Source organism: Chryseobacterium glaciei (assembly GCF_001648155.1).
Taxonomy (GTDB): domain Bacteria; phylum Bacteroidota; class Bacteroidia; order Flavobacteriales; family Weeksellaceae; genus Chryseobacterium; species Chryseobacterium glaciei.
In genome coordinates, this window is sequence record NZ_CP015199.1 from 14,797 (window position 1) to 40,696 (window position 25,900).

The 25,900-nt window shown below is 34.7% G+C and carries 23 protein-coding genes and 1 tRNA gene; 7 read left to right on the forward strand and 17 right to left on the reverse strand.

Going from position 1 to position 25,900, the window contains the following annotated elements; genetic code table 11:
• Positions 1-81: 81 nt before the first annotated feature.
• The 6 genes from A0O34_RS00055 to A0O34_RS00080 all read right to left on the reverse strand — a co-directional run bounded on the left by A0O34_RS00055 (position 82) and on the right by A0O34_RS00080 (position 4,851).
• Positions 82-408: a hypothetical protein gene (locus A0O34_RS00055; protein ID WP_066749881.1), complete on the reverse strand. Its 327-nt coding sequence runs from the start codon at positions 406-408 to the stop codon at positions 82-84.
• 15 nt (positions 409-423) lie between these two features.
• Positions 424-612, reverse strand: a complete 189-nt coding sequence (locus tag A0O34_RS00060; protein ID WP_066749884.1) for a hypothetical protein — start codon at positions 610-612, stop codon at positions 424-426.
• 61 nt (positions 613-673) lie between these two features.
• Positions 674-865 carry a hypothetical protein gene (locus tag A0O34_RS00065; protein WP_066749886.1) on the reverse strand — a complete coding sequence of 64 codons (192 nt, stop codon included), beginning with the start codon at positions 863-865 and terminating at the stop codon, positions 674-676.
• 357 nt (positions 866-1,222) lie between these two features.
• Positions 1,223-3,862, reverse strand: a complete 2,640-nt coding sequence (locus A0O34_RS00070) for a peptidase associated/transthyretin-like domain-containing protein (protein ID WP_157885919.1) — start codon at positions 3,860-3,862, stop codon at positions 1,223-1,225.
• On the reverse strand, positions 3,863-4,615 hold the full coding sequence (locus tag A0O34_RS00075; RefSeq protein ID WP_066749890.1) for a GLPGLI family protein: 753 nt from the start codon (positions 4,613-4,615) through the stop codon (positions 3,863-3,865).
• Positions 4,616-4,683: 68 nt separating this feature from the next.
• Positions 4,684-4,851, reverse strand: a complete 168-nt coding sequence (locus A0O34_RS00080) for a hypothetical protein (protein WP_157885920.1) — start codon at positions 4,849-4,851, stop codon at positions 4,684-4,686.
• Between the two features lie 311 nt (positions 4,852-5,162).
• Between A0O34_RS00080 and A0O34_RS00085 the strand changes: the two genes are divergently transcribed.
• On the forward strand, positions 5,163-5,870 hold the full coding sequence (locus A0O34_RS00085) for a LytR/AlgR family response regulator transcription factor (RefSeq protein WP_066749894.1): 708 nt from the start codon (positions 5,163-5,165) through the stop codon (positions 5,868-5,870).
• A 1,055-nt stretch (positions 5,871-6,925) separates the two neighbouring features.
• Entirely contained in the window at positions 6,926-7,294 is a 369-nt protein-coding gene (locus tag A0O34_RS00090) for a LytR/AlgR family response regulator transcription factor (RefSeq protein WP_066749896.1), read from the forward strand.
• A 223-nt stretch (positions 7,295-7,517) separates the two neighbouring features.
• Here A0O34_RS00090 and A0O34_RS00095 read toward each other — a convergent pair whose 3' ends face one another.
• On the reverse strand, positions 7,518-7,826 hold the full coding sequence (locus tag A0O34_RS00095; protein WP_066749898.1) for a hypothetical protein: 309 nt from the start codon (positions 7,824-7,826) through the stop codon (positions 7,518-7,520).
• 337 nt (positions 7,827-8,163) lie between these two features.
• Here A0O34_RS00095 and A0O34_RS00100 point away from each other — a divergent pair, with 337 nt between their 5' ends.
• Entirely contained in the window at positions 8,164-8,433 is a 270-nt protein-coding gene (locus A0O34_RS00100; RefSeq protein WP_066749900.1) for a helix-turn-helix domain-containing protein, read from the forward strand.
• A 302-nt stretch (positions 8,434-8,735) separates the two neighbouring features.
• Here A0O34_RS00100 and A0O34_RS00110 read toward each other — a convergent pair whose 3' ends face one another.
• The 6 genes from A0O34_RS00110 to A0O34_RS00135 all read right to left on the reverse strand — a co-directional run bounded on the left by A0O34_RS00110 (position 8,736) and on the right by A0O34_RS00135 (position 14,174).
• Positions 8,736-10,205: a site-specific integrase gene (locus A0O34_RS00110; RefSeq protein ID WP_066749905.1), complete on the reverse strand. Its 1,470-nt coding sequence runs from the start codon at positions 10,203-10,205 to the stop codon at positions 8,736-8,738.
• Positions 10,206-10,477: 272 nt separating this feature from the next.
• A tRNA-Ser gene (locus A0O34_RS00115) sits at positions 10,478-10,562 on the reverse strand.
• 165 nt (positions 10,563-10,727) lie between these two features.
• Positions 10,728-10,922, reverse strand: a complete 195-nt coding sequence (locus A0O34_RS00120) for a cold-shock protein (protein WP_054510986.1) — start codon at positions 10,920-10,922, stop codon at positions 10,728-10,730.
• 32 nt (positions 10,923-10,954) lie between these two features.
• Positions 10,955-11,383, reverse strand: coding sequence for a cold-shock protein (locus A0O34_RS00125; protein ID WP_066749907.1), 429 nt, complete (start codon positions 11,381-11,383; stop codon positions 10,955-10,957).
• A 16-nt stretch (positions 11,384-11,399) separates the two neighbouring features.
• Positions 11,400-12,161: a DEAD/DEAH box helicase gene (locus A0O34_RS00130; protein WP_082891059.1), complete on the reverse strand. Its 762-nt coding sequence runs from the start codon at positions 12,159-12,161 to the stop codon at positions 11,400-11,402.
• A 510-nt stretch (positions 12,162-12,671) separates the two neighbouring features.
• The gene (locus A0O34_RS00135) at positions 12,672-14,174 is read right to left on the reverse strand and encodes an acyl-CoA dehydrogenase family protein (protein WP_066749909.1); all 1,503 of its coding nucleotides are present in this window, start codon (positions 14,172-14,174) and stop codon (positions 12,672-12,674) included.
• A 537-nt stretch (positions 14,175-14,711) separates the two neighbouring features.
• Here A0O34_RS00135 and A0O34_RS00140 point away from each other — a divergent pair.
• The 3 genes from A0O34_RS00140 (at position 14,712) to A0O34_RS00150 (ending at position 19,807) form a co-directional block, all read left to right on the forward strand.
• Complete coding sequence (locus tag A0O34_RS00140; protein ID WP_066749911.1) at positions 14,712-15,575, forward strand: NAD(P)-dependent oxidoreductase; 864 nt, start codon at positions 14,712-14,714, stop codon at positions 15,573-15,575.
• A gap of 142 nt (positions 15,576-15,717) precedes the next feature.
• Positions 15,718-18,528 carry a TonB-dependent receptor gene (locus A0O34_RS00145; protein WP_066749913.1) on the forward strand — a complete coding sequence of 937 codons (2,811 nt, stop codon included), beginning with the start codon at positions 15,718-15,720 and terminating at the stop codon, positions 18,526-18,528.
• Between the two features lie 253 nt (positions 18,529-18,781).
• Complete coding sequence (locus A0O34_RS00150) at positions 18,782-19,807, forward strand: phytase (RefSeq protein WP_082891230.1); 1,026 nt, start codon at positions 18,782-18,784, stop codon at positions 19,805-19,807.
• Between the two features lie 62 nt (positions 19,808-19,869).
• Here A0O34_RS00150 and A0O34_RS00155 read toward each other — a convergent pair whose 3' ends face one another.
• Positions 19,870-20,670 carry a Cof-type HAD-IIB family hydrolase gene (locus A0O34_RS00155; protein WP_066749916.1) on the reverse strand — a complete coding sequence of 267 codons (801 nt, stop codon included), beginning with the start codon at positions 20,668-20,670 and terminating at the stop codon, positions 19,870-19,872.
• Between the two features lie 130 nt (positions 20,671-20,800).
• Positions 20,801-21,673, reverse strand: a complete 873-nt coding sequence (locus A0O34_RS00160) for an AraC family transcriptional regulator (RefSeq protein ID WP_066749917.1) — start codon at positions 21,671-21,673, stop codon at positions 20,801-20,803.
• Positions 21,674-21,816: 143 nt separating this feature from the next.
• Between A0O34_RS00160 and A0O34_RS00165 the strand changes: the two genes are divergently transcribed.
• Positions 21,817-22,413: a hypothetical protein gene (locus tag A0O34_RS00165; RefSeq protein WP_066749919.1), complete on the forward strand. Its 597-nt coding sequence runs from the start codon at positions 21,817-21,819 to the stop codon at positions 22,411-22,413.
• 358 nt (positions 22,414-22,771) lie between these two features.
• Here A0O34_RS00165 and A0O34_RS00170 read toward each other — a convergent pair whose 3' ends face one another.
• Positions 22,772-24,808: an alpha-glucuronidase gene (locus A0O34_RS00170; RefSeq protein WP_066749921.1), complete on the reverse strand. Its 2,037-nt coding sequence runs from the start codon at positions 24,806-24,808 to the stop codon at positions 22,772-22,774.
• Positions 24,809-24,883: 75 nt separating this feature from the next.
• Positions 24,884-25,855 (reverse strand): glycoside hydrolase family 43 protein, encoded by a 972-nt coding sequence (locus tag A0O34_RS00175; protein ID WP_066749922.1) that lies wholly within the window; start codon positions 25,853-25,855, stop codon positions 24,884-24,886.
• Between the last annotated feature and the right edge of the window lie 45 nt (positions 25,856-25,900).

A 25,900-nucleotide genomic window follows, 5' to 3' on the forward strand; every position in this document is an offset into this window, starting at 1 on the left:
CTTTCTGTTTAGCTGATGGAAGTGGGATATGGATAATCATAATTCTTTTTTTTATGAATTTCTGACCAAAGGAAGTAATATTTATTCAATCTTTAAAAAACGCTGATGGTTCCAGTAACCCAATTTTGACCATTCTGAAGCCGTCGGAATTCTAATTAAGTACAACTCCATTTCATGGGCTGGGTCATCGGTCCAATCCTGAACCTTAATTTGATAATTTCCTAATATAGTTAATTTAATATCTGCAACTTTGCACGAATTAAATCTTTCATTCACCCAATCCTCTAATGCAATCACAAGATCATCGTAATTAGTTACAATAAATAGATACTTTAATGACTTTCCATGGAAATATCCATCTTCCCCTTCTTCGTCATTGAGAAAATATATTCCTTGATCTATTTTCATAATTTTAATTGTTCCCTATTGAGATTTATTATTTCTTTCTTGAAAGACTTTTAGAGCATCTTCGTGAGTCAAATTTTCTTTTTTTGCAATTGCTATTATTTTTTCAAAATTTGATCTGCCTTTACCACTCGCACCCAAAATAATTCCATTGGAAAAATTATCAGTACTATTTTCTTTAATTACTTTTTTGATTTCATTTTTCATATCATTGTTTTTCACTTGGGTTCGTTTTTTTTTAAAAATTAAATGTTTGTCTTACATAAAGTTAATTAGGCCATTCAACAAATAGATAAGAGTAGAACCCAGGTGTTAACTTATCAGTTGAATCCTCAATCTCTTGATGTGGGTAATTTATTGTTGCTTTATCAATAAATACAGTGATTTCGTTATCCGTCATTTTGCGGAAGCTTTCAAGAAAATCAATATTAGTTCCTGCCAAACGTTGGACTTCGAGCATTACCAAATAATGTATTTTATAATCCTTTACCAGCCTATTCTTCTTTTATAAAGGCGTTCCGATCGCGATATTGTATTTTTTCTATTTTCTTAAATACTACCTATTATAAGCGGTTACAGTGATAAAGTAACAATAAAAATCCGAAGTGGCATCATCGGATTTTTTTTATTGCATTTTTCATGAGCTATAATTATTTGGATTCTTACTCTCATTAAGCAGAAACCTAGATGTACTTCCATTCGTTGGCAACACGTAGGGTATATCCGAAATATCTAGGTTTTACCATTAACTAATAAATTTACGATTGTATAATGTTGCGTATAGCCATTGTTCAATATTTTAACTGAAATACACAGCTTAAAACTGAAATCCAACCTTAAACATCAGGGTTCTTTCACGCAACGTATAATCTGAGTTGATAAGAATATTCCCGTCATTTGAATAATTATTGTAAGATCTGACATTAAAAATATTTGAGAGGGTAATAGAAAAATCAAGCTTTGGTTTAGTCAGACTCTTTAGAAGCGTAAGATCTGCGAAATAGTGATTTTGTCCTTTCGAAATACCTCCCTGATTGTAATACTGCTCCATGTTTAAATGGGTCTGAAACTCATTTGGCAAAAAACACTTAACCATCAATGTCTGCTTCAGTGTTTTGGTTCCGGGATAAAGGACCGGCTCCGGTAATGAAGCACCTGATGTTTTATCAACTGTTAAATCAAGGGAATGTTCAATGGCAATGCTCTTCCCTACTTTGGTATTTATCTTTGTTCCGGCGATGTATGTATTACTTGAAAAATCGATTAACGAACCTTGCTGCAACTGCCTTGATTTTCCTCTATTATATTTAAGATAGAGATCAAAAGATGTTTTTAAGCTGAGATAATATTTATTGATATTCCAGCCTAAACCAATATTCCAATACGGATTTTCCTGAACCAATGCTTTTCTGGTTGTTAAAATTCCATCAAATGTGGTACTCACCAAAATGTTAGATCGGTTATAGGAATAATTAACATCAAAATTTGAATAAACTGCATTGATAATATTTTTATATCCGAGACGATATAAGATATTTTTACCACTAACCCTTTTGGCAGGAATATCATTACTGACCAGGCTTCGATAGTTCTGCAGAATAAAGGCTGGATTAGAATCAAAGCTTATCGTATTTGATGTCGCTCCACTGATACTTGACTCCCAAAAGGCATTAAACTTGTACAGCACGTTAAAGTTAGGATTGAAAAACAAACCGGTTACTTGCTTTTTAGCGCCCGGCTTCCCATTATTCAATAGATTGAAACTTGTCCTAAGTCCAACCGAAAAGTTAAATCCATTGGTGGAAAAATTTCCATTGATTTCATCGTATAACTTAATGCGCATCCTTTCCAGTTCATTGAAAAAATTACCACTTGCGCTTTTCTCAACGCCATCTTTCAGGATGATAAGATCATTATTAAGGGTTTGAAAATGAGCAAGGGCACCCAGCTTGTTACTGATGGTTACATTTCCCGTTTTTTTTGTAAATGATGCTGAATTGTCGGTGAAGAACCCTTTAAGTTGAATCTTTTCCGAAAGCTGATCAAATGGCTGACCGCCATTCAGAACATCGTCAAATTGTCCCGGTTGAACCGTTAACCGCTGTGGAAGATCGCTATACGAGGTGTAAGAACTGATACCGACTAAATTGTTCCCTAATTTAATCAAGGCGGAAAGATCGTTTATCAGATTAATGAAAGGATTTCGGACATTCTGATGTATGTTTGTCGAGGTGATATAATCATTCGCGCTGCCCCAGACCCTCTGGAATTGTAGGCCATCTTTCAAATAAATCTTTTGGGTATTTGCCTCAAGGGTTAAATTAGTCAGTAATTTAGAATAAACATTGAGGCCCGTATGGCCTTCATCTATCACAATCGTATCATTGGGCAGATAGACCCTTGTCCGGGCATAGGTATTGTCCTTGATCCGGTCATGTTCAAATGCTGCCCCAAATTTAAGGTCAAAAGTCTTACTCAGTCCGAAAAGATAATTACCGGTAGCCAGTGCATTACTGTTAAACCAATATCTTGATTGATCAACTGGCGGTACACTGGTCTTTACCAAAGAAATAAGATCCTGCTTTACACTTCCACTGTTGAATAAATTCGGTGAAAAATTCTGTTCTGTAATTTCGTCGTCCAGATTAAACCCGGCATTATTATATTTTAAAGAATTTATATACTGAATACCTTTTGCAAATTTTAGAAGCGTGAGGTTATTGTCCGTAACGAGCGGACTTAATCCAAGGCCCACATTACCATTACCCAGCATACGCATTTTAGATTTTCGATTGAGTTTGATGTTGATGGCTGCCCTGTCACTCTGTTCTATCCCGTTCAATAATGCGATGGGCTGATGATCCTGTAAAAGCTGTATCTGCTCGACGGCATCCGCTGGTAAATTATTACTGGCTATACTGTAACGGTTTTCCAAAAGGTCTTTCCCTTCAATATAAAATTTGTTGATGGCTTTGTTATTGAAGAGTATCTGACCTGTTTCGGTCACTTTTATACCAGGAAGTTTACGGATAACGTCGACAATTACACGGTCACTTTTATCCGAAAACGATCGTGTATTATAGCTTATCGTATCTCCCTTAACCTTAATTGCCTCTTCCTTAATGATCACATCTGGCAAAAGGTTGATTGCCGATTTAAGGATCAGGTTGATTTTCTGTCCTTTTTTATTGGCTAAGAACACCGCTGCCTTTTCATAACCTACAAGGCTAACCTCCAGCTTTAAACTGTCAGAATCACTATTAAAAGACAGTGAGAAATTACCATTTCCGTCAGAAACAGAATAAGCGACGATATCGTCGCTTTTCCTCTCATAGAGAATGACATTTGCATTCTCTACAACGGTATTAAGTTCATTTTTTAAATTCCCAGAGATTACCGTCTGGGCGACCGAATCACCACCAAACAGTAAAACAGTCAATAAGACTAGGTATTTCAATTAGTTTTTTACCTTTTCAACTTTGTCGCCATTTGAATAAATACCCTGCTCTGCCAATGCTTTGGCATTCTTTTTCGCTTTGTCTAACTGCTTTTCAGAAACCATGGTGTAACGTGGGATTTTTATAATTTTGCCCTTGTTGGTGTTCGCATTGGAATTCTCCAACTGCGCCTCCCAGCCAAGGCTGTTTTTTACGCTTACAATAAGACCAGGCAGACCATAGTAATAGAAAGGACCTTCCTGCAATGGTATCGATGTAGTAAACCAGGCAGTCGTGATGACATCGCCCTTTTTGATCTCAGCTTTATAGCACACGATGTTATTAATGACTTTCTTCTCTTTGGCAATCATCCAGCCTTTAGAGGACAGTGTATCCTGCACGATAGCCAACTGCTGGCTACTAACCCTTTCAGAAACAATTACCTGTTTGGATTTATAATTTTTAATGGTTGAATATCTGTAAATATTTTTTTTGTAATCTTTACTGGTCAGCGTTGCTACAGTTCCGGTCTGTTGAGCCTTTACGAATGCCTCTGTAATTTTTTTCTTTCGGTCTTCATTGCCCAAACTATAGAAATAGCTTTGATTTTTTGAAACATCCAGCTGGCAGATATCATCAACTACCGTTTTGCCCTTATCAACGAAAGAAACATGATAACGGTAAGATGAAGAAATTACATCGGCTGTCTGACCAAACGCTGTTGTTAATGATAGGAGAAGAATGGAAAATAAAATACTTATTTTTCTGTACATACTAAAATTATAAAGGTGGCAACGGATTGCCACCTAATTGTTTATTAAATGATAGAGATATTTTAACTCTATGTAGGCGTATCGGCACACTTTTGTTCCAAGCCGTCAATCAGGTCCCCGTAGTGGCTTGCTCTTTCGTTGTTGTTATCTGTTTCGTTACCTTGATCCTCAAAATGAATGATCAAAATCCAATTGTTTCCACAAGAGTCTTTATACTTCATTGTTTCTCTGAGCATTGGAGCACTTTTGCTAACTAAGCCGGCGTGAGATGCAATGTTTAACATTAACAAACATAGCGTCAATTTTAAAATTTTCATAATTTTTTCTTTAAAGTTTATTATTGAATAAATTCCCCAAACATATTTCAAAAAGCATTAATAAAAAATTTTTTGCACCAATGACAATCCAGACGACATGAACGACAAACGAGGCTACATGAACGACATTTCACCAGGAAACTGACAAGAAATGACTTGCAAAAGAAAATACAGAACCTTATTTTTACGACAGATATCCCTGATAAAATTAACCTCTTAACTACTGGGGAATGTATACCTGTTTTATTATTGATGATGAATTCTCTGCGTTGGAACTTTTATCGGATTATATCGCCCTGACGCCTGAACTAAAACTGCTTAAATCTTTTAATAATCCATTGACCGCCCTGGCAGAAATCGGGAAGTTAAAAAAACCGGTCGACATCGTATTTTTGGATATCGAAATGCGGGAAATGAATGGTATTGAGCTTGCCAGCTTGATCAAAGACAAGACTAATAAATTTGTTTTCACAACTGGTTTTGCAAATTACGCTGTTGATTCTTACGAATTGGAAGCTGACGGATTTCTATTGAAACCTATATCACCATCCAAATTTTTCCATACAGTAAAAAGACTGTTCCCTGTTTATGAGAATTATAGTAAAAGGGATTTCATTGATATGGTGATAGTTAAAAGCCCTGAGCAAAGAAACCGCTTGTTGAATATCAGGGCTGCTGACATTATTGCCGTTGAGGCTCAGGAAAGAGCTACGAAAATCTACACAACCCAGGAAATTATTCTTTCCAAGTCGACATTATCCGAAGTTTTTGCATTGTTGCCCCGCGACAGAGGCTTTTTTCAGATACACAGATCATTTATAATTGCCGAAAGCCATATTAAAACTTTAGAAAGGTCTTATCTAGTTTTAAGTAACGATTTAAGAATATCAATCGGCAGAAAATATGCCGGATTTTATTATACGAAAGCAAATAAATAATCCATAGTCAACCAAAATAACCAATCTAAACCACCCGAGTAAGCCCCCTTTGTTAAGTCAAAACATACTGCTCGCCAAAGTAAAATGCTCACTTTGCACCAGTTCAAACTGCCACCCTTGAAAAAACCTGGTTATTTGTGCCAACTGGTTTTAGAACACATGGTTTAGTTTTGAGCTGAACCTAAACCTATGATTATCATGTCGAATAAACCGATCAGAAATGAATAAACTAAGACATACCATCCGTCTGTACTGTCATTGTCATATAGCTCCCTACATCCATTTATCTCCAATGATACTGACTTTTGATATTCCCTCATTGTAAGTGACCACCACAACTAACTTAATCAATTAAAAAATCCGAAGTGACGCTCTTCGGATTTTTATCTTGCATTTTTCACAAACTATTAAATTATCTCTAATCTTTTAGGTTTTTATTCTCATTAAGCAAACCTAAATTGACTTCCTTTTGTTGGATGCAACCTCCGGAAATTTCGATATCCCCAAATTACACCAATTCACTAATAAACTTATGATAAGTTACAATATTGCATAGGTGCGAGTTGGACTTTAGTTTATACGTCTAGTATTAAAAAAACCTACAGTAACTTTTTTCGTGCTCGATTATTTATTGGACTGTTCTTGTACCTTTTATTTAAAGTAAGTCATTCATAAAGGAAATAATACGATGCATGTAGAAAATGCACCGATATATGTAACCGACGGACTTTTTACTTAGATTAAATATATTTTCGATGTAGTGATATACGCACAATACAATTAGTATAAAAACGCTCAATCGCTGTCTGTTAATACTGATCCATACGTTGAATTTTATGAACATTAATTATATTAATCCACATATTTAAAAACAACTTATGAGTACAAATTATCTAATGAAAACACGAAAGTATTTGACCATTGGAACAAAAAAGTGCCTGACCTCATTTGTGGTACAGCCAATTTTTTTTATTACCAACGGAAATAACAAGACCCTTAATTGTTTAAAACAGATCCAAGACATCTCTTCAGAATAATCACTTGACAAATTAATTATGAACCTTACATGCTACATTGTTGATGATGAACATCATTGCATCACTTTTATTACTGACCTTATCAGGGAAACACAGTTATTCAGGATTATCGGTACTACGACCGATCCAAGAACTGCAGTAACGGAGATAAAAGAACTAAAGCCTGATGTTATATTTACAGATATCAATATGCCATATATTTCGGGTATTGATCTAGCCGCCCAAGTTGAGCACATAGGGTTAGTGGTATTTATTAGTTCTGACATACTATATTCGCACCCACGGATAGATCTTCAGAAGTCCATGTTTCTAGGTAAGCCGGTGAGCTCACGTGAGTTCTCAAAAGCTGCCGCTCAAATTAAATCAAGATTAGGTCATAAGGGATAACAGCAGTATAAATGTAATAGGCATAAGGTCAGCCAAGAGGATTGATTATTTATGGCATCCCTGTCGGGCGGGCTTTCCGCTATATCTCCCATACCGGAGGATGCCGCTGCAATCCCTGATGCAGAAAAACCGCATTTTCAATGCACTGATTTTTACGGATCAGTAGTAACCTGCACCAATCCATATTTTTATACAGTTAATTTCAATGGATGATTGTATCCGTCTATTCTATGTTTGGCTTTAAATCTGCTTTTTTATCGATATGAACTCTCTTTGTTTTAAATATATCTTTTGCGAGATTTATCATTCGTAAAGATGTTAAGTATTCCGAGGGGTCATCGACAATTACATTCTCCATGATCAGCAATTGCTCACCTGGCATAAATTTCAAAACGTGTTTTTCATTTTTAATTCTAATTGTAATTATATAATAATCACCGTCCTGCTCAATTTTGCGGATTAATCCTAAATTGATCAGATAATTCCCAATTTTAAGATCTTTAGCTTCAACCTTTTTTATACCCTCAATCATATCATTAGGTTAGTGAAAATAAATACTAATATAAATATAATCTGCACCTTTGACTAAAGTACGAGGATAGTAAAGATTTTAAACCTTGATGTGAAACTATACGCAGTTTGATCAGGCACTTGCCAAATAACATGGTAAAATATATGATTATTAAACTCTTTGAAAAGCGTTAATTAATAACCACAAAATTGCAGATTAAAAAATTGAACTCTACTTTATTACTAGCACCAAAAATAATTCATAAAGCCTAAAAGCGCAAAAGAAAGCCTCTCAAAGCCACATTAGCTATTTAATAACCAGAGAGGTATACATTTATTCCATTCAAATACTTCTCAAAATGGAAAATGTTACTAAGGATGATCTTAGACAGTTTAGAATGTTGCTCTTAAATGATCTCGAAAAATTATTCAATCAAAAAAAATCACCAGATATTGAGCCTGAATCCGAGGAGTGGCTCCGAAGTAAGTCTATTCGTAAAATATTAGATATTTCACCTGCTACACTTCAAAATATCCGTATCTCAGGAAAAATCCGTTTTCGAAAGGTGATGGGCTCTTACTATTATAGCAGAACAGACCTGTTAAAACTATTTGGAGATGGAAACTAATAGTGCTGATCAATGGTTAATCTACCTAAAGAAGGTAGCAAAAGACCCTCGACTGAATGTCTGGCATATGACATTATTGATCGCCTTGGTTCAGCTTGCCTATTTTCAGAATGAAAAAAAATTAATACATGTAAGCCGCAGTAAATTAATGGTATTATCACATATAAATACGCTGCCTACGTATCACAAATATTTTAAACAGCTTCAGGATTTGGGCTATATAAAATATAGCCCATCATATCATCCTGCATACCGAAGTACTGTAGAGTTTTTAAACCTTTAGAGTCCATACACTAATCTTGTTAGATTTTATTCGCCTGCCCACGATTACTATTCCGGTCTCCCCGGGTGATGCTCGGAAAGACAAGCCTATCAGGTTGATTGGAATTAACATTCAACACTTTTAATGCATTAAGCCTTTCTCCAAAATCAAAAAGCATCTGCTCATAAATCTCAGGATTTATGGCAAGCTGATTTTCTTTTAATTGTTCAAGATCATTTCCGAACTGTTCCAATAAGCTCTTTAAATCATCGTCATTTTTTTCCTTAATTACCACGGACAATCTTTCTCCTAACCCTGTCATTTCTTTACTAATTGATTCATGTTCAGTAATAGCATACTCCTCGGTTTGCCTCACCGAATGATGTCCCAGCAGTTCTTTCACAACGTGAATAGGGACGCCATTATTAAGGGTGACCGTACTGGCAAATGTTCTTCGCGCTTTATGGGTGTTGAGCGCAGTGTAAACATTACTTAGCTCTGCAACTTCTTTCAGATATTCATTCATCTTTTGATTCGATTTCACTGGAAGTACAATTCCTTTCTTTACACAGACAGGATTATTTTTATATTTTTCCATGATCTCCATCGCTTTTGGAAGTAAGGGAATATCAGTATTGGATTTTGTTTTTTGTCTGTTGCTCATAATCCATAATTGTCCATCCACTCCCTGCTTTATATCATCTTTTTTTAATTGATAAACATCGATGTAAGCAAGTCCGGTATAGCATTGAAAAATAAATATGTCCCGGATTGTCGCAAGCCGTTCACTGGAAAATTTTTTATTTTCCAGCAGATCTAATTCTGCTTTGGTCAAAGGATATTTCTTAATCTTCACCTTTTTACCCTTAAATAAGGTAAAAGGGTCTTTAGAAATAATCTCCTTTGCGATAGCCCGCAGAACAATCTTTTTTAAATTGGATATATATTTCAAGGTGGTGTTATTCGAACAGTTCCTGACGGTCTTTAAATAAAACTCATAGTCTGTGACAAATTCATAGTTAAGCTCACGAAATTCCAAATCGTCCTTTTTGTATTTAAAAAGTATAAATTCATGCACATGAGATCGTGCAGTAACATACCGTGTATGGGTTCCCTTTGCGACTTCTTCCGTTTTAATCAAAGCCTTCATTTCATCATTGTGCAATTGGAACTCCTCAAGCACTTTTGCTTTCGAAACTGTTTTTCCCTTCACAAAATCAATAATTCCATTGGCAGTAATCGTCTGTTCTTCATTGATTAATTCCGTTTTAAACTGGTTTACTTTTGTGATTAATGATTCCAGGAAAAAATTGAGCGTGCGGGCATCTTCTTTAGTGCCCACTGCCCGACCTGAGTCTTGGTCCCATCTGCGGGCATCCCATTTCATCTTTGTAGAAGTCTCTTTTGGAATTCCGTCTACGGTAACTCTCAGATAGATGTATCTGATCTGTGTGGTTTTCTTTTGTGGGCTTTTCAAAAAGAAAGTGAGCCCATAGCTTGTTTCTAACATAATTCAACATTTTAAAGTTTAATAAATGTCGAACTAAAGCGTTCTCAAGTCAAGTCGTTAAAGTGCTTTACCCGTTGATTAACAGTTATTTACACTAATTTTTGTGGCATTATTTTTCAAAAAAATTTATTGCCACGAACCTGCCACAATAATTATGAGTATTTTTGAAAATTATAGCAATTTCTTAAAAAAAAGAAAAGCCTGCAATTACAAAAATTGCAGGCTTTATCAGCTTTTTCCACGCTTAGAAGATGTCTTCTTTCGTATTGTTGCGGAGAGAGAGGGATTCGAACCCCCGGACCTGTTACAGTCAATAGTTTTCAAGACTATCGCAATCGACCACTCTGCCATCTCTCCTTAAACTCCGATTGTATCGTTGTTTTTGGTGGTGCAAATATATAATGTTTTTTGATTCTGACAAAATATTTTCAAGATAAAATTTAAAAAATATTAACTTTCTCCTGAAAACAAAAATAAAGCCCCGAAATGGGGCTTTACCTGAATCGATATATTAATTGAAAATTAAGCTAAAGTTACATTTACTGCATTTAGTCCTTTTTCACCTTTTTGTACATCAAAAACCACTTTGTCATTCTCACGAATTGTTCTTGTCTTTAATCCTGAAGAGTGTACAAAAATGTCTTGTCCTCCGTCTGCTGGAGAGATAAATCCGAAACCTTTTGTTTCGTTAAAAAATTTTACTGTGCCTTGTTGCATTGTATTTGTATTAAAAATTGTTGTTGTATTATTTATTTTACAAGTTCGATATTGATAGCCGAAAATCCTTTTGGAGATCTTTCTTTTTCAAACGAAACTTTATTTCCTTTTTTTACTTGATGTATACAGTTATTACTGTGGAAAAATACATTCTCTTTACTATTGTCTTCTGTAATAAATCCGTAACCTTTTTCACTGAAAAACGTAACGATACCTGATTTTCTTAACTCCTCTACAGGAATTGGAGCTGCTCCTAACTGAATATCTTCAGGATTAATCTCCATTCTTTCTTCAGGAGGTGTGGTAGTCAATCTACCATATGAATCAACATAAGTAAGCATATCATCAAGACCTTTTCCTTTATTATTATTTGTCTTACGATCTTCGCGTCTTATTGCTTTTTCTTTTTGTTTTTGAATTTTTTTCTTGAAATTTTCCTTTTTAGAGAAAGAATCTGCCATAAATTTTTTTAATATTTTAATTACTATACTGAAATGTTTGTTTACTTTGCTTACTTACCGGCAATGTAAAACCTGTCTGCTTTTGGATATTTTTAAGATCCATACGTTCATTTTCTTCAAATGAACTTGTTTTTCCTTTCACTCCTGTTTTTGCTGATACTATAATCTCAACAGGATTGTTTAGAATAGTACTTGCAAAACTTCGGATATTATCCGACATGGTTGCTGAAAATAATAGGGTTTGTCTTTTCTGAGAAATCAGTTTAACTACTTTTTTCACATCATTTACAAAACCCATTTCAAGCATTTTGTCTGTATCATCCAAGATCAATATCTCGATTTTGGAAAGATCAATATGTCTCTGACTCGTTAACTCCAATAATCTTCCCGGCGTTGCAACAAGAACATCTACTGTTTTTCTCAAAGCTGCTAGCTGTCCTCCCAATGAAACGCCTTCATAAATAGAAAGCTGAGATAATGGAAGATATTTGCTGTGCAATTTAAGATTTTCTTCGATTTCCGTTACCAACTCGCGAGTCGGTGTTAATATTAAAGTTCGGATTTCTTTATGTTCCGGAGCCCTTTTTTTTAATAATTGAAGAACAGGCATTGCAAAAGCTGCAGTTTTTCCTGTTCCTGACGGTGAACAGCCCATGATATCTTTACCTGCCAAAATATGTGGAATAGCACTACTTTGTATCTCTGTAGGTTGTGAATATCCCGTTTCTGTAACGGCACGAATTATTGGATTTATTAAATTTAAATTTTTAAAATTCATTCATGGGGTTTTGCCGGATCTCCCGACGTTATATAAGATCAAATACGTTTTAAGGAATTTAAAATTATCATCTTTTTTGAGAATAATTGGAAGAGAAAAATCAACTTTCTTTTATTCATCCATTTTTTGCTTTTATCAATAGTATTGAATCCTGCAATAACTTTCTATGTCCTTTTCATCGGGCACTCCTACAAACTTTCAATTTTTAAAACTGATAAATTTGTTTGTAATAATTTTTAAAAAGGATAAAGCTTTAAGGAATGGTTTCCTAATTGTTTTCGGTAGTCTGAAAATTCAGTTAGCAAGTTTATAAAACCGGCAGCTGAAAGAGCAAAAACTGAAAGAAGAAAATGGTTAATTCTAATCTGTAACAGAAAGCAAAAGGCAAAAGCCTAATTATTAATTATTGTACAAATATACAACAAATAAACTGAATAACTGCTATTTTAATTAATTGATTATCAAAAATATATTAAACCTCAATACTTATCCTCCAGTTTTCCGACTTATTTACGAAAACTTCATCCAATCACTTTTATCGTTATTATGTTCTACAATATTTAAATTCTGATGTTGATTCATAGAGCTAAGAAGCGTTACAATATCCTGTCTCATAACCTCTACAGCACTATCTGTAAGTTCCTGGCTGAATCCTGAGTTATTTAATTCCAACAAATCATTCACAGTAACTACTCTCGCCAGAACTTTTCCAAGATCGATCATTTTACGCTGAGAAAGTGCTGTATTGATATTGAAATCCAGCTCTTTAGTATATAATTTAACCGAATTATTGGTCAATTCATTAATAGCAAGATATTCGGCAAAATTTTCGATCTTTTTCTTCTTCATATCTTTTAAAATTCCTTCCGAAATTTGTGTGTAAAGCATCTCATTAGAGCCTTCAAAGATTTGAAAAGGTCGGCTATCCATAATTCCGCGTCCTCCGATGTGAGTCGTTCTATATCCTTTTCCACCCGAAAGCTGAACAAGAACCTGAGCAGATTCCTGCATCATATCAGTAACCAAAGCTTTCATACTGTTCGCATGAGCACCGCTTCCGGAAACATCATGATCAATTCCGCTTACTTTACAGCTTTTTGCACACATTGCAGAACAAAGCGTAAAAAAAGCCTGCATTCTTGTCAATTGATATTGAACCTGATCCAAAGCGTAAAGATTAGAAGCTCCCACTACCCTTTCCTGACAGTGTTTTGTAGCCTCATCCAACATTCTTTTCAGGAAACCCATTCCCATTCCGGGAAACTGTAGTCGACTGCGGTGAAGCGTGTCGAGCATCATTTTTAATCCTGTTGTTTCGGGAGTTAATTTATTGTATTCCGGAACCCTGATATCAATTTTATTTAATCCATAAGGAATCATATACAATCCCGGATTGTCGTAATATTCTAAAACTTCAATATTTTGTTCTCTATAATGCGTATTAGCAATGAAAAAATCTACATCTCTGGACAATTTTCCTTCAGAATTTGCATTTCTTGATGTGATTAACCAATAATTGGCCAATCCTGTCAATCCCTGCCAGTGTTTTGTTCCTTTTATATGGTATTCATTATCTATTAAGGTATTCTGGGTTTTCATATTTAACGCATCACTTCCGTACTCCGGTTCCGTGATCATTAAACCTCCCATTGCTCCATGATCAAGGAAATTTTTAAAAATATCGGCTTTTACAAGATCGTTTCCGTATTTGGCTACAGGTTCCAGGAAAAGGGCAATATTAATCCCAAATGTTAATGACAAAGAAAGCGATTCATAAGAGGCAGCGGATAAAATACCCAAGCATTCTTTCACCTTTACTCCTCTCCCTCCAAATTCTTCCGGAATGGCTACAGATAATGGTTTCAGATTCATTATTTCTTTCCAGACATGTGGTGGAAGACCTCTTGAAAGGCTTAGCTTATCAATATTTTCTTTTTGAAAAAGATTGTGAAGAGAAGTTGAAAAACCGTTGAGAAACTCCGAATAAGGTGTTTCAGATGCGGATCCATTCATAATAGATTTGAAATTTAGCGCTGCATGCCATCTATACAACAATATAATAAAGCGAAGCGAATGGCAACAAAAACTTAATAATCAAATATCAGCAGCTTCGCGTAACGTAAATATTTTTCTAAGGTACAACTAAATAAATTGCTTACCTTAAATACTGCATGAAATTTTCATTAAAAAATCAGAAAAGGAAGAATAAAAAAATTCCCCAAAAACAGGGGAACGAAAAATAAATTATAATAAGGTATAAATTTGAATATATAAAAATGATATGGTGTTGCTTATTAAAATATTATTTCGAGGCTAAAGGTAAATCAATAAAATTGAGCTCAACTATAGATTATTAAAAAGAAAAAGTTATTAGCACGCCTAAAACATTGATATTTTCATAGATTTTAACAGTATAGTTTTAAATTTAGATATCAAACTCATCCATCGGTTTCAACAATCAATCCCATCGAAACAAAACGTTTTACAGATTAAAAAAAATTAAAGAAATTTGTAGTCTTACTATTTTCAAATAAATAAAAATCACCAAAAATGAAGACTCAGCCGGTAATTGCCCTACTTTCTCCGGGAGATATGGGAACTCAAATAGCAAAAGCGCTTATAAAAAATAATTTTAAAGTGGTAACTGCCGGAGAAGGAAGGTCTGCAAAAACACTTCAAAACATTCAGTATACAGGAATCGAAGATGCTGGTTCACTTCAAAATACAATCGAACAAGCTGATGTAATCCTTTCTCTTACAAGTCCGGAAGGAAGTATAAAACTTGCTGAAAATATTGTTTCATGTTTAAAAAATACTTCAAATCGTCCGCTGTATGTTGATTTAAACTCTAACACACCTGCAATAGCTTTATCGATTGAAGAATTACTTTTATCAATGAACATCAAATTTGTTAACGGTGCTGTCATGGGAGCTTCCAAAGATATTCCTGAAACTGGAGTTTTGGTTATAAGCGGAACTCATAGACAGCTTTTCATAGATCTTTTTGGAAAAGTTTTCAAAATAAAAAATGCCGGTGAAAAAACAGAAGCAGCATCAGCTTACAAATTGTTATTTTCAATGGTTAACAAAGGAATTAACGCCTTATTTTTTGAAACAATGACCGCCGCAGCCCATTTCGGAATCCTTGATGAACTGAATGAAAGTCTTCAAAATTTCCTTCCCGGAACGTATCAGGATCTTCTAAAAACTACACCGACTTATCCACAGCATATCTTAAGGAGAATTGATGAAATGAAAGGCTTGACCGAAATGCTTAAAAGTGAAAACTTGCCCAACATTATCGCCTCAGGAACTGCCGAAACATTCGAAAGAATTCATCAATCAAATATTTTTGAAAATGAAAAACCAAAAGATGTTATAGAAACTTTCCAGAATTTCAAAAAAATATCATAAACTTAACTAACAATTTATAAGTTAACATATGATGAACATTAGCTTTCCGTTCATAATTTATTAAAACAATCGTAACCTTCACTTCAAAGCATTTTCTTTCGAACCCTTTAATTTTGCTCGAATTTAAATCTAAGAAAAGAAAGTGAAGAAAATTTTTACATCCGTTTTGTTTTGTGCATCAATTTATTTTTATGCTCAATCAGGTACCGTTTCAGGAAATATCAATGATGATTCTAAAATTGCATTGCCAGGAGCAAAAATTTCTCTGTCACCGGGAAATATCTACACTACTTCCGATGAACACGGAAACTTTGTTTTTCTAAATGTTCCTGCGGGAAATTATTCTATGAAAATAGATTATTTAGGTTATGGAATTCATGAATATACAGTTTCTGTAGAATCTGATAAAAATACCCAGCAAAATATCGTTTTTGCAAGAAAAGAAACAACAATTGAAGAAGTTGTGGTTGCAGGAGCAACTCTTAAAAATCAGGCAAGAGCTTTAAATAAACAAAAGAATAACGCGAATATCACCAACGTTATTTCATCCGATCAGATCGGGCGTTTTCCGGATGCCAATATTGGTGATGCTTTGAAGCGTGTTCCGGGAATTACCATTCAAAATGATCAGGGTGAAGCGAGAAACTTAATTATCCGAGGTCTTGCCCCAAACTTGAATTCCGTTACATTAAACGGCGACAGGATTCCGTCTGCTGAAGGTGATAACCGTAATGTTCAGATGGATTTAATTCCTTCCGATATGATCGCTACAATTGAGGTGAATAAAACGTTGACACCCGACATGGATGCCGATGCCATCGGAGGTTCCGTTAATTTGATCACTAGAGCTTCCCCGAACGGACAGAGAATTTCTGCTACATTGGCGGGAGGTTACAGTCCGATCCGCGAAAAAGGAAATTATACAGCCGGATTGGTCTATGGAGACCGTTTTTTAAACAAAAAACTAGGTGCTGTATTCAGTTTTTCATATAATAACAACAATTTTGGTTCAGATAATATCGAACCGACGTGGGAAATTGCCGATGATGCCGCAAAAACCGCTTACATCAGCAAAATGGGAGTTCGTTATTACAACGAGCATCGTATCAGACATAGTTTTGATTTGAATTTAGATTATGAATTTAATTCTAAAAACAAAATCTACGCTTCTGCCATGTATAATTTCAGAAATGATAAGGAAAATCGTTACGCTTTAGGTTATAAAATAAAACCAATTTACAGCGATGACGAAAGTGAAATCACAGGTTGGAAAGGCAGTATCACAAGACAAAATAAAGGTGGAGATTTCAACAATGACAACACCCGTCTTGAAAGACAAAAAGTTCAAAATTATGCCTTGAGAGGAGAACATCTTTTAGGCACAAAAATAGATTTGGATTGGTCAATGAACTACGCAACCGCAAGCGAAAAGAAGCCTCACGAACGTTATATCGAATTTGAAAATGACGGCCTTACCTTTTCTTCAAATTTCAGCGATCCGCGAAGACCGATGATCACGCCACTTACTTCTGACAACTTGGGAAATTATGAGTTAAGTGATCTTTCTGACTCAAATAGCTTCACTCAGGAAAAGGAATTTGGTGGAAAAGTTAATGTCCGTTTTCCTTTTTCTGTAATTGAAGATCAGAAAGGGAGAATTCGTGTAGGTGCACGTTTGCGTTTGAAAGAAAAAGAAAGAGAAAATGATTATTTTGCTTTCGAACCGATTAATGATATGGGAAGTTTGCTGTCTATTCCGACGACTAATTTTGATGGACACAATTTTCAGCCGGGAAATTACGTTCCGGGAACTTTCGCGGCAGCTCCATATTTGGGTGGATTGGATTTATTTAACCCTAATTTATTTAATTCAGAATCAAAACCTGAAGAATTTCTTTCCGGAAACTACAAGGCAAAAGAAAATATTTACGCAGGATATATTCGTTGGGATCAGGATTTCAGTGATAAATTATCAATGATCGTCGGAGCCCGTATCGAAAGCACAAAAATCGATTACACAGGAAATTACGTGATGGACGAAGAAGATTTGGTAGGAAAAATCAACAATACCAATACATACACGAACGTCCTTCCGAATTTATCATTTAAATATGTTCCGGTTCAGAATTTGGTGCTTCGTGCAGCGTTTACAACCGCTTTGGCGCGTCCTAATTATTACGCATTGGTTCCTTATTTAAATGTAATTTCAGGTGATGAAGCTATTTCTGCAGGAAATCCAAACTTGAAGGCAACTTACGCTTATAACTTCGATTTTATGGCGGAAAAATATTTTAAATCTGTCGGAATTCTTTCCGGAGGTCTATTTTACAAGAATTTAAAGGATTTTATTTATACGTATTCAAGAAGAAATTATTCTGCGACAGATTTTGCTCAAGATTTCGCAGGACAGTCAAACCCGATTCCAGCAGGTGAAAATAAATGGAGTTTCACTCAGCAAAGAAATGGTGAAAATGTCGATATTTTCGGCTTTGAAGTTGCTTTACAAAGACAATTAGACTTTATTCCGGGAGCATTTTGGAAAGGTTTGGGTGTGTATGTAAATTATACCTACACGCACTCAAAAGCAAAAGGAATCACAAACGAAGATGGAGTTGAAAGAACCGATGTTGGGCTTCCGGGAACAGCTCCACATATGTTCAACGGGTCACTTTCTTGGGAAAACAAACGTTTTTCGGCAAGGGTTTCCATGAATTATGCTTCCCATTATATCGACGAATTGGGCGGAAATGCTTTTGAAGACAGATATTACGACAATCAATTATTTCTTGATGCCAATGCTTCTTATAAAATTACAAGTCAGTTGAGAATTTTTGCTGAAGCTAATAATTTGACGAATCAGCCGTTAAGATATTATCAGGGAATTCCAGACAGAACCGCGCAGGTTGAATATTACAGACCAAAGTTTAATATGGGTGTAAAGTTTGATTTTTAATTAAACTTAAAGAAAAATATTAACCACAAAAGTTTTTATTAAACACTTTAGAGCACTTAAGTTTTAAAAAGCTTATTACTTTAAAAATACAAAGCTCACATAAGATGAAAATCTTTGATTTTCAAAAAACTTAAGTGTTCTTCTATGATTAATTCGATTAACTTAAATAAACTTAAGTGCTAAAAATCTTTTGCACCTTTTGACTTCGTCGAATCTTCGATTTGTGGTTAAAAATAAATTTTATATCAATTCAATGAAAAAAATAAATTACATGATAGCTCTTTCCGTTTTGCCGTTTGTGGTAAATTGTGTTGGGCAAAGTCAATTAGGAAAAAAATTACAGCCGACTGCAATTACAGAAGCGGTTTTACATGACACCGACGATCCCGCAATCTGGATCAATCCTCAGGACGCTTCAAAAAGTATCATCATCGGAACAGATAAAGATACGAATGGTGGTTTGTACGCTTTCAATTTAGACGGAAAAATTATCAATAAAGTTTTAGGTTTAAAACGTCCGAACAATGTTGACCTGGAATACGGATTTAATTTAAACGGAAAGAAAATCGACTTTGCAGCAGTAACCGAAAGAGAAACCAATAAGGTAAAATTATATTCACTTCCCGATTTAAAAGAAGTTGGAGAGTTCACCGTTTTTGATGGCGAAACCGAACGCGGACCGATGGGAATTTCAATCTATAAAAATCCGAAAACAGAAGAAATTTTCGTGATTGCAGGAAGAAAATTCGGACCAAGTGACGGCTATCTTTGGCAATATAAATTATCCGAAAAAGACGGAAAAATCACAGGAGAAGTTGTGAGAAAATTCGGAAAATACAGCGGTTTGAAAGAAATTGAAAGTATCGCTGTGGATGATGAAATGGGATATATTTATTATTCTGATGAGCAGTTTGGTGTTCATCAATATTACGCAGATCCGGCAAAAGGAAATGAAGAACTTTCGGTTTTCGGAAAAGGCGATTTCAAATCTGATGTGGAAGGGATTTCCATCTACTCTACTTCTGCGAACACTGGATATATCTTGGTTTCTAATCAGCAGAAAGATACTTTTAATGTGTATTTAAGAGAAAATCCGGCAAAAGGCATGATTGCAGAAATTCCTGTTTCTACAAGCGAAAGTGACGGTTCGGAAGTCACAAACGTAAATCTCGGATCGAAATTCCCAAAAGGAATATTTGTCGCGATGAGCAACGGCAGAGTTTTCCATATTTACGATTGGCGAATCATTGAAGAAAGGATTAAAGCTAATATGAAATAACAAAAAAACAGGGTGCATTCACATCCTGTTTTTTATTTATATTTAAAAATTACTTAAAAATTTTAATTATTATTCAAATAACTTTTAATTGTTTCCAACACTCCAAAATTATCATTAGAACACGCTTCAAAGCTTGCCACTGCTTTTACAGAAGGATGCGCATTTTTCATCGCATACGAATAATGTGCTTTTTTAAGCATCTCAATATCGTTCATATAATCTCCGAAAACCATCGTTTGTTCGGGAGTGATATTCAATACTTTCTGAAGTTGTTCTAAAGCATTTCCCTTGTTGATATTTTTATTCATAATATCCAGCCAATACTGACCTGATACCACGACTTCAAGATTATACTTTTCAAATTGCTTTAAATAAGGATATAAATGCTCTTCTGAACCTTCAGGATGATAAACGGCAATTTTAAAAATACTGTCATCCAAAGCTTGCGTTAAATCTTCAACTCCTTGATTTCCTGTATAGAATTGTGAAATATAATCTATAAAACCTTGATTATCTGTTTCGTAATATGCTCTTTTCTTCCCCGACAACACAGCTGTTGCGCCAGGAATAGTACGGATCGTACTGATAATCTCAGCAACATATTCCGAACCTAATTTATCTGCAAATAATTCTTCATTTTTGTAGACCATATAGCCTCCGTTTTCTGCAATAAAAGCCATTTCGTTCTCGATATCTCCAAAATATTTAGTGATTCCCAACATCTGTCTTCCACTCGCAGGAACGAATAAAATATTTCTTTTTTTCAGTTCTTCATAAATTTCAGGAAATTCCGGACTTACTTCGTGTGAAGAGTTCAGAAACGTTCCGTCCATATCGGTTACAATTAATTTAATATCTTTCATAATGCTAATCTATCCGCAGATTTCAGGTATAAAACTACTGAATTCATTTTTAAAATTTTAATTTCTAAGCGCTTTTATTCTTTTTTTATGATAAAGTTTAAGGTGTATTAACGCTCAATTCATATTCAAATTATTCCATAAAAAAATTAAACTCTTTTCTGTATTGTGACGGGCTTTTTTGAATATATTCTTTAAATGTTTTATTAAAATAACTGAAATTATTAAAGCCAGATTCAAAACAAACCTCAGTAATACTCATTGGTTTTTCCGCCAACAGTTTTAATGAATGAGTGATCCTGTATTCATTGACAAACTGAGTGAAAGTCTTGTTGGTAATTTTTTTAAAATAACGGCAGAAAGATGGCACTCTCATATTCGCCAGTTCAGAAATTTCGTCCAAAGTGATCTGTTCCTTGAAATGATCTTTCACATAATTGAAAATAAGATTAATCCTTTCATTATCTTCAACCTGCGTTTGCAAATAATATTTTCCGGCATTCAAAATCCTGTAATCCTGAGTAGAAGCCAATGCATCCAGTATTTCTATAAACTTGACAAGCCTTTCCAAAGAAGAAGATTCGTGCATTTCAACGATCTTTTTTCCGATGGCTTTTTTAATATTTTCAGAAAATACAATGCCTGCTTTTGACCTTTCTAGTAATTGGGTAATTCTATGCATTTCAGGCAATTCCCAAATGGTTTCACCTAAAAAATCAGGCTTAAACTGAATCACCATTTCATAATCATTATTCGTGTTTTCATTGGTCATTCCACAATGTGGTAAATTGCTTCCCATCAACACAAGATCTCCGTCCGAAAAATAGGAAATATTACTTCCGATCTGCCTTTTTCCCGAACCTCCGCAGACAAAAATTAACTCAACCTCAGGATGGTAATGCCATACATGAGATTTGATGTTTTCGTTTCGAAAAAATTTCAGACTTGTGAAACTGCTTCCAATATTAGGCTTCACCGCCTCAAAGGCCGGATGTGAATGTTTCATTTTAACTAATTAATTCATGCACAAAATTAACAATTAATTTTCAATTAAATAATTTTAAGGTTAATATAGCATATAAATATGAAAATTACATTATAGTTTAAGCAGATTACCTGCTATACATTTGCAGTATAAAACTTATCATTATGAATAAATTATTAAAATCTGCTTTTCTCGTAGGGTCTCTATTTATCTCAGCAAGCTTGATGAGTAAAGACAGGGATTTTTCTCTTTCAATTAAATCAACAGAATCAAAAACTATCAGTTTTGACGTTCTGAATGGAAAAAACATATCCTTGGTTATCTATAATGATGCTTACGGAGAATTATTTTCTGAAAAACTAGAGAGTGAAAATAATGTAACAAAATCTTATGATCTGAAAGATCTGGAATCCGGAACTTATTATCTGGTTGCAGAATCTGATCAGAAAATTGAAAAATATAAAATAAACATTAGTTATAACAACACGGTGGAGATTGAAAAGACTCCATTTTCAGAAATTAATAAACCTGAATACACAATTTCAGGGAATATGGCACAACTTCATCTTTCGGGTTTGAAAAACAGCGCAACTATTTCTGTATCTGATTTTGCAGGAAATGTTTATTACAATGCAACAAAAAATGCAGCTAACGGAGAACTTAATATGACCTTTGATCTTGATCCTAAAACTTCTGACAGATACATCATCAGTGTTGAGGAAAAGGGGAATGTTTTTAATAAAATAGTTACTCTTAACTAAAATTAAGAGGATTCCATTATTTTTCGTATTTATATTGGAATTAAAATTTTACGTACAATTCAATTTATTGAGGCAACTTTTCTTTTTTAAATCACGAAGAATGAGTTGCCTTAATTTTTTTTAATTTATTTATTTTTTAAACGCAAAGGTTTCATTTATATATCTTCTTATTTTTAGTTGAGCAAAGGCAAATAAAATTTGCTGCGCGAAGCTTGAAAACATTAAGCTTAATCAAATCAACTTGTTGATTATCCTTTGCTCACTTATAATATGATACTTATAAAATAAAACTTTGCGTCAAAAATATCTCACTGATTTTGCAGATTACGCAGATGTTTACATTTTATCATTCTTTTTCCTAATTATGATGTTTAAGATCTAGTTTTATCTTTTTCAGATCCTCCAATTCATGAACAGGTCTTTCAATATTGTACGGAATTGGCATTTTTGAAAATGTCTGGAAATACAACAGACAGGCATCTTTCCACCAAACAGCATCCTTAGACTGAATTTTCAGTTTTGACTGAACCTGTTTAAATCGTTCAGCATCAACATAAGGTTCCATTTTATCCCAAATTTTCTGATATTCACGAACATTTTTCACGCCTGAATCATATTTAAAACATAACTCTTCCCATAACGTTTTTCCATCTTTCATTTGATAACTCCACGGAACATGATGAAACCAAAGGAGAAGATTTTCCGGACAGGTTTCTATATTTCCGAACGTATTATTTAATGGTGAAAAATATTGCGAAACGGCGTTGCTTCCTGATTTTGTTCTGTCGAATCCTACTCCATTTTCATCGGCTTTGTGATAATAAACAGGCATCCAATCCGGTCTTCCTCCCTGAATATTTCCCCACGGTTCGGGTCCATAATGATGATCGAACGCAAAAATATGGTGTAAACCGAGCGGCATCATATAATCTACCGCGGTTTCTCTTGACGAAAGCATCATTTCTTTCACAGGATTCACAAATTTTTGATTATCTGTGAAAGTCATTTTAAGCCATTCATTGACAATTTGTTCAGAACTTAATTCATGATTCCAAGCTAATCTTCCGAAAGCGTACCAATTGGCTTGTGCAAAGATATTTCCTGTCCAATTCGTATCTTCACCGATATTGGCAACGCCTGCAATGGCCGTTATTTTATTATTTCTTAAACTTCCGTCTGTAATTTTGGCTACGGTTGAGCCTTTTCCATCAGCGTAAGTATCACTTTCCAGCGTTTCTTTAAACAAAGGCGCCAGAAAAACCAAGTGATTTGAAAACCCTAAATATTCCTGAGTAATTTGAAATTCTGCCATTTCTGAAGTCTTTTTTAACGCTCCAAATAATGGATTAAATGGTTCACGAGGCTGAAAATCAATCGGTCCATTTTTGATTTGAACAATGACATTATCCTTAAATTTTCCGTCTAAAGGAAGAAATTCTAAATAAGCCTGTTTTGCCCGATCTTCTTTGCTTGGACTGTACACAAAAGCTCTCCACATAACAATTCCACCAAAAGGTTTTAATACATCTGCCATCATGTTAGCTCCATCGGCGTGGGTTCTTCCATAATCTTGCGGCCCGGGCTGGCCTTCCGAATTGGCTTTCACCAAAAACCCTCCAAAATCAGGAATTAATTTATAGATTTCTGATGTTTTATCTTTCCACCAATTTTGAACATTTTTATTTAAAGGATCTGAATTTTCCAATCTACCCAACACTTTGGGAGAAGAAAAATTGACTGATAAATACACTTTAATTCCATATGGTCGGAAAATGTTTGCCAGAACTTTTACCTTTTGAAGATAATCTGTTCTGAGCATATTTGGGGAAGCATTTACATTGTTTAAAACAACAGAATTAATCCCAATTGAAGCATTTGCTCTTGCATATTCTTCATATCTAGGCGAAATTTTATTCGGTAAATCTTCCCATTTCCAAAGCGATTTCCCCGCATACCCTCTTTCCACACTTCCGTCCAGATTATCCCAATGGTTTAGAATTCTTACATCATAAGATGGTTTTTCTGTTATGTTTAAATGATTAACATCAGATTTCGTCTGCTGAAGTCTTAGAATATGATACACTCCGTACAATAAACCGTTTTCTTTACCCGCAGAAATAATGATCTTATCTGAATTTGACTTGATGATATAGCCGTCTTTCAAATGTTTCAAAGATTTTTCCGTGCGAAGTTCTATCATCTGACCCTGCCAATACGTTGTTAATTCCTTTTTGGCAATTTCAAGCGTTGGATTTTTACCTTTTGAAATAATTTTATCCGCCGAAATTCCTTTTTTAACATTCGGGAAACGAAGCCATAATTGACTGCCGTCTTCTGCGAAAAAACTTAATGGGAATAAAAGAAAAATGAGTAAATAGGTTCGAAAATTATTCATGGGAATTTTTCTACTAATTAATATTGATAGGATTTTATCCTACCCTATTCTAAATCGTCCCTTCAGGACTCTTTCTTAATTATTATCTAAGCCTTCAATTGTTTTGAAAGTTCCGTCTTCGTTGTATTCCAGTTCAACGACTTTCATGCTTCTAAGCCATGTTCTTCCTCCACTTGGAACAGAATCATGGAAAAATAAATACCATTTTCCTTTGAATTCAACAATGCTGTGATGGGTTGTCCAACCTACAACCGGGGTCAGAATTACGCCTTGATAAGTAAATGGGCCGTAAGGATTATCTCCAATCGCGTAACACAAAAGATGAGTGTCTCCCGTGGAATAGGAGAAGTAATATTTGTCATTGTATTTATGCATCCAAGACGCTTCGAAAAAACGGTTTTTGTTGCCGTGAAGTAATTGATTTCCATTTTTGTCGAGAATTAAAACGTCTTTCGGTTCTTCCGCAAATTCCAACATATCATCACTTAATAAAGCTACTTTTGAGGGAATTGCAGGTTCATTATCATTCGGAATTACCGCAGATTCCAATGCTTTGTTATTTCTGTAGCGTTGTAATTGTCCGCCCCAGATTCCACCGAAATACATATAATGTTTTCCTCCCTCTTCAAAAATGCAAGGATCAATGCTGTAGCTTCCCATCATCGGATTTTTTTCAGGAATGAAAGGGCCATAAGGTTTATCACTCACCGCTACTCCGATTCTGAAAATATCATTTTTATCTTTTAATGGAAAATACATATAATATTTCCCGTTTTTAAAAGCCACATCACAATCCCACAACTGTCGACCCGACCAAGGAATATCTTTCACCGAAAGGGCAACGCCATGATCTGTGATTTCTCCATTTTCGACATCATTCAAAGAAAAAACATGATAATCATTCATGTCGAAATGATCACCGTTGTCATTTTCTTCAATTCCGCTTTCTCGGTCGTGGGATGGATAAATGTAGAGTTTTCCTTCAAAAACATGAACGGATGGATCGGCCATGAAATCTTTTGGGAATAAGTATTTTGATTTGTTCATTATTTAATTTGTTTTTAAACGCAAAGGGCGCAAAGATTTTTTATT